We start from the raw sequence: 5,651 nt of genomic DNA, 5'->3' as shown, positions 1-5,651 counted from the left end.
GACGAGCCGACCACCGCGCTCGACGTCACCTTGCAGGCGCAGATCCTCGATCTGATGCGGGAGCTGAAGGCCGCGAGCGGCGCCGCGATCATCCTGATCACCCACGATCTCGGTGTCGTCGCCGAGGTCTGCGACGAGGTCGCGGTGATGTATGCCGGCGAGATCGTCGAGCGCGCGCCGGTCGACGAGCTGTTTGCCAATCCGCAGCATCCCTACACGGTCGGCCTGCTCGGCTCGATTCCGCGGCTCGACCGCCGCACCAGCCATCTCGCCACCATCGAGGGCATGGTGCCGAACATGGCGAACCCGCCCGCCGGCTGCCGCTTTGCCGCCCGCTGCCCGTTCGTCGAGGATGCCTGCACCAAATCGCCGCCGCCGCTCGCGCTGCTGAGCCCGACCCACGCCTCGCGCTGCATCCGCGCGCCGCTGGAGCGGCTGGTGTCATGACTGCGCTGCTCGAGGTCGAAGGGCTGGTGAAGCATTTCGTCGCCGAACGCTCGCTGTTCGGCCGGCCGACCGCCCATGTGAAGGCGGTCGACGGCGTCAGCTTCACGGTCGAGGCCGGCAAGACGCTGGCGCTGGTCGGCGAATCCGGCTGCGGCAAATCCACCGTCAGCCGGCTGGTGCTGCGGCTGATCGAGCCGGATGCCGGACGTATCCGCTTCGAGGGCCGCGACCTCGGCACGCTCAATGCCGAGCAGCTCCGCGCATTCCGCCGCGACGCGCAGCTGATCTTCCAGGACCCCTACGCCTCGCTCAACCCGCGCATGACGGTGAGCCAGATCCTGACCGAGCCGCTGGCGCTGCACAATCTTGTGCCGCCGCCAGCCCGCCGCGAGCGCGTCGAGCAGCTGTTGCGCCTGGTCGGGCTCGAGCCGCGCTTCGCGCGGCGCTATCCGCATGAATTCTCCGGCGGCCAGCGCCAGCGCATCGCGATTGCCCGCGCGCTCGCGGTCGAGCCGAAGCTGATCATCTGCGACGAGCCGGTGTCGGCGCTCGACGTCTCGATCCGCTCGCAGATCCTGAATTTGCTGCGCGACCTGCAGGACCGCCTGAAGCTCGCCTATATCTTCGTCTCGCACGATCTGGCCGTCGTGAAGCACATCGCCGATCGCGTCGCCGTGATGAATCTCGGCACCATCGTCGAGACCGCCGATGCACAGGCGCTGTTCGCGGCCCCGCGCCATCCCTACAGCCGCGCGCTGTTGTCGGCGATCCCTGTGCCGAAGCCGCGTGCGAAGCGCAGCCGCATCGTGCTGGAGGGCGAGCTGCCGAGCGCGCTCAATCCGCCCTCCGGCTGCCGCTTCCATACCCGCTGTCCCTATGCGATCGCGCGCTGCCGCAGCGAGGTTCCGCTATTGCTGGCGGATGACACGGGCCACGCCACGGCCTGTCACCGCATCGCGGACCTGCCGCCCGCCGAGAGTATCGTCCCCTCTGACGGTGGCTTCTCGCCGTCGCTGGAGAAATTGGTGGCGGCCTTCAGCGGAGCCGCGGAAGGGACCGGGCGCGGCGGGGTTGGTCATTTCGGGACGGTGCCGTAGGCATGAAAATGGGGAGCTGTGTGATGAGGATGTTTGGTTTGGCGGCAGCCGTTGCCGCCCTGCTGCTATCGCTGGCGGCCGGCGCCCAGGCCCAGACCACGCTGCGGATCGGTCTTGCCGAGGACCCCGACGTGCTCGACCCGACCATGGCACGCACCTATGTCGGTCGCATCGTGTTTGCCGCGCTGTGCGACAAGCTGTTCGACATCGACGAGAAGCTCAACATCGTGCCACAGCTCGCGCTGTCGCACGAGACCTCCGCCGACGGCAAGGAGGTCACGATCAAGCTCAGGCCTGGCGTCAAGTTCCAGGATGGCGAGCCGCTCGATGCGGAGGCAGCCAAATTCTCGCTGGAGCGGCATCTGACCTTCCCCGGCTCGTTCCGCAAGCCGGAGCTTGCCAGCATCGATCACATCGATGTCGTCGATCCCCTGACCATCAAGCTGGTGCTCAAGGCACCGTTCTCGCCCCTGATCGCGCAGCTCACCGACCGCGCCGGCATGATGGTGTCGCCGAAGGCCGCCAAGGCTGCCGGCGACAAGTTCGGCCTGCATCCGGTCTGCGCCGGTCCTTACAGATTCGTCGAGCGCGTGCAGCAGGACCGCATCGTGCTGGAGAAATTTGCCGACTACTGGAACAAAGACAATGTCTTCATCGACCGCATCGTCTATCTGCCGATCGTGGACGCCACGGTGCGGCTTGCCAATCTCAAATCCGGCGGGCTCGACCTGATCGAACGCGTGCTGGCGACCGACCTGAAGGACGTGCGTGCGGATTCGCGGCTGAAGGTCTCGAGCGCGATCGAGCTCGGCTATCAGGGCATCACCCTCAACATCGGCAAGGACAAGGCCAAGGGTGCCCTCAGCCAGTCCGCCAAGGTCCGGCAGGCGCTTGATCTGTCGATCGACCGCGAGGCGATCAACCAGGTCGTGTTCAACGGCGAGTTCAAGCCTGGAAACCAGTGGCTGAGCCCGGATCATCCTTACTACCAGAAGGACTTTCCGATCCGCCCGCGCGATGTCGCAAAGGCCAAGGCGCTGTTGAAGGAGGCCGGCGTGACGCCGCCGGTCAGCGTCGATTTCATGGTGCCGAAGGGCCCCGAGACCGAAGCCACCGCGCAGGTCATTCAATCGATGGCGGCGGAGGCCGGCTTCGACTTGAAAATCCGGGTCACCGAATTCGCGACCTCGCTGAAGCAGGCCGAGGCCGGCGAATACCAGGCCTATATGCTGGCGTGGAGCGGCCGCATCGATCCGGACGGCAACTCCTATGTCTTCCTGCACAAGGATGCGCCGCAGAACTACAGCGCCTGGGCCAGTCCCGAGGCCGACAAGGCGCTCGACGACGCCCGCCTCACCACCGACATGGCGCAGCGCAAGGCGATCTACGCCAAGCTGACCAAGCTGGAACAAGAGGACGAGCCGCTCCTCTATATCTACCATCGCCGCATCATCATCGCACACACGACAAAGCTCGACGGCTACAAGCAGATGCCCGATGGGCTGGTGCGCGTGGTCGGGTTGAAGCTGAAATGATCACGCCGGTGTCCGGGACACGAGCATCGCCATGCTGAACTTCCTTGCCAAGCGGCTGGCTCAGATCGTCCCGACGCTGTTCTTCGTTTCGGTCTTGATCTTCTCGCTGCAGCATCTGCTGCCGGGTGATCCGGCGCTGGTGATGGCCGGCGAGGAACGCGATCCTGCGGTGATCGCGCAGATCCGCGCGCAGTACCATCTCGATCAGCCGATCCCTGTGCAATATGTCTACTGGATCAAGGGCGTGCTGTCGGGTGACTTCGGCGAGTCCTTGCGCAACAAGATGCCGGTGCTGGAGCTGATCGCGCAGAAGCTGCCGGTGACGCTGCAGCTTGCAGGCATGGCGATCGTGATCGCCTTCCTGATCGGCATTCCCGCCGGCATCGTCTCGGCGGTGAAGAAGGGCACGGCTTGGGACTACGGCGCCAATCTGTTCGCGCTGTGGGGCATCTCGACGCCGAACTTCTGGCTCGGCATCATGCTGATCTTCCTGTTCTCCATCGAACTCGGCTGGCTGCCGGCGTCCGGCTACGTGCCGCTGACCGAGAACTGGCGCGCCAGCATCGCCGCGTCAATCATGCCGGCCTTCGTGCTCGGCAATGCGATCGCGGCGATCCTGATGCGGCACACACGAAGCGCCATGCTGCAGGTGCTGGAGAGCGACTATGTCCGCACCGCGCGCGCCAAGGGCCTGTCCGAGCGGACGGTGATCCTCAAGCATGCGATGCGCAACGCGCTGACGCCGATCATCACGCTCGGCGCACTCGAGCTCGGCACGCTGCTGTCAGGCGCGGTCCTCACCGAGCAGATCTTCTCGATCCCGGGCTTCGGCAAGCTGATCGTCGATGCCGTGTTCAATCGCGACTATGCCGTCGTGCAGGGCGTGGTGCTGACCACGGCGACGATCTACATCACGCTCAACCTGATCGCCGACATAGCCTACATCCTCGTCAACCCGCGGCTGAGGGGCTGACCAGATGACGGACGCGACACTCACCACTGCCGCTTCGCTTGCCGTCGCCGAAACGCTGGAAAGCCCGGCGCGGCGCGCCTGGCGGCGGCTGATCCGGCGCAAGGGCGCCGTGATCGGCCTCGCCGTGATCGCGATCTTCATCCTGCTCGCCGTGTTCGCGCCGCTGATCGTTCCCTATGATCCCATTGCGACGAGCTGGTCGCTGGTGCGCAAGGCGCCGTCGGCGCAGCACTGGTTCGGCACCGACGAGCTCGGCCGCGATGTGCTGGCCCGCGTCGTGTTCGGCGCCCGCGCCTCGCTGCTTGCCGGCGTCATCTCGGTCGGCATCGCGCTTGCGATCGGCGTACCGCTCGGCCTCGTCGCCGGCTATCGCGGCGGCTTCATCGACGCGCTGATCAGCCGCATCACCGATGCGATGCTGGCCTGCCCGTTCCTGATCCTGGCGATCGCGCTCGCGGCGTTCCTCGGCCCGAGCCTCGGCAACGCGATGATCGCGATCGGCGTCTCGGCGACCCCGATCTTCATCCGCCTGACCCGCGGCCAGGTGATGAGCGTCAAAGTCGAGGACTATGTCGAGGCGGCGCGCGCGATGGGCAACCCGCGCTGGCGGATCGCGCTGGTCCACATCCTGCCCAACATCCTGCCGGCGCTGCTGGTGCAGGCGACGCTGTCGATCGCAGCCGCGATCATCGCCGAGGCCGCGCTGTCGTTCCTCGGCCTCGGCCAGCAGCCGCCGGCGCCGTCCTGGGGCAGCATGCTCAACGCCGCGCAACGCTTCCTGACCAGCGCACCATGGATGGCGGTCTGGCCGGGTCTTGCGATCTTCCTCGTCGTGTTGTCGTTCAATCTGGTCGGCGACGGCCTGCGCGACGCACTGGACCCGAAGGCGCGGTGACTGCAAACTGAGCGCGGCCATCCCTCTCCGTCATCCCCGCGCAACGGCTTCGCCTTCGCGGGATGACGGGGAGAGTTGCGTGACACCAAGTTCGCGTCATTGCGAGCGAAGCGAAGCAATCCACCATCACCGAGCGTGCGGCGCTATGGATTGCTTCGTCGCTTCGCTTCTCGCAATGACGACGAAAGCTAAAGCGCGATGAGATTAGGTTGAATCATCATCGCGCTTTGGCCTTTTGTTTGAGCATGATCTTTTCGGAAAACCGCTTCGCACTTTTCCGGATCATGCTTTAGATCACCACTTCCCTTAGCACCCTGCGGCAATCCATCTCGTATTCGAGATCGACCACCGGCGGGCGGCAGAAGTGCCAGGTCAGGCCGGAGCGGGTGGCGCCGCGGCGGACCAGCTCGTCGACGAGCACGGGATGGATGTCGTGCACGGTGTAGGCCTGCACCGCCGTCGTCTCCTGCCAGCCGAAGCTGAACTCCGCCAGACGGCGCTCCATCTCGCCGGCGGTGAAGCGGACCTTCTCCCGCCACGCGCCGGGACTGGGATCGCGATAGCAAACGATGCGGTCCGGATAGCTGGCGGTGCCGCCGCGTGCCTCGGCGCCGCCGGCGATCACGAAGGACGGCGACGTCGTCGTGCTCGGCCGCGTGAACGAGAACGCATGGAACGACGGCTCGGCCGGCGGATCGATCTCG

Annotated in this window: 5 protein-coding genes and 1 pseudogene; 5 read left to right on the top strand and 1 reads right to left on the bottom strand. The window is 66.0% G+C overall.

Features of this window, described 5'->3' with window-relative positions; genetic code table 11:
- The 5 genes from AKL29_RS45530 to AKL29_RS25025 form a co-directional block, all read left to right on the top strand.
- Positions 1–447: oligopeptide/dipeptide ABC transporter ATP-binding protein (locus AKL29_RS45530; RefSeq protein WP_347336993.1), on the top strand; the 447-nt coding region annotated here is incomplete at its 5' end.
- Positions 444–1,544, top strand: coding sequence for an ABC transporter ATP-binding protein (locus AKL29_RS25040; protein WP_050386012.1), 1,101 nt, complete (start codon positions 444–446; stop codon positions 1,542–1,544). The genes AKL29_RS45530 and AKL29_RS25040, both read left to right, overlap by 4 nt.
- A gap of 23 nt (positions 1,545–1,567) precedes the next feature.
- Positions 1,568–3,079, top strand: coding sequence for an ABC transporter substrate-binding protein (locus AKL29_RS25035; protein ID WP_050386061.1), 1,512 nt, complete (start codon positions 1,568–1,570; stop codon positions 3,077–3,079).
- A 31-nt stretch (positions 3,080–3,110) separates the two neighbouring features.
- Entirely contained in the window at positions 3,111–4,052 is a 942-nt protein-coding gene (locus tag AKL29_RS25030; RefSeq protein WP_028331837.1) for an ABC transporter permease, read from the top strand.
- Positions 4,053–4,056: 4 nt separating this feature from the next.
- Complete coding sequence (locus AKL29_RS25025) at positions 4,057–4,947, top strand: ABC transporter permease (RefSeq protein ID WP_050386011.1); 891 nt, start codon at positions 4,057–4,059, stop codon at positions 4,945–4,947.
- Positions 4,948–5,236: 289 nt separating this feature from the next.
- On the opposite strand, the pseudogene AKL29_RS45525 reads toward AKL29_RS25025, so the two are convergent.
- Positions 5,237–5,651 (bottom strand): annotated as a pseudogene (locus AKL29_RS45525) (2-amino-5-chloromuconate deaminase CnbZ); the annotation flags it as partial.

It is taken from the genome of Bradyrhizobium pachyrhizi (genome assembly GCF_001189245.1).
In the GTDB taxonomy this organism is placed as follows: Bacteria; Pseudomonadota; Alphaproteobacteria; order Rhizobiales; family Xanthobacteraceae; genus Bradyrhizobium; species Bradyrhizobium pachyrhizi.
The sequence above is the reverse complement of the archived record's forward strand: the minus strand, read 5'-3'. Positions and strand labels throughout refer to the sequence as shown.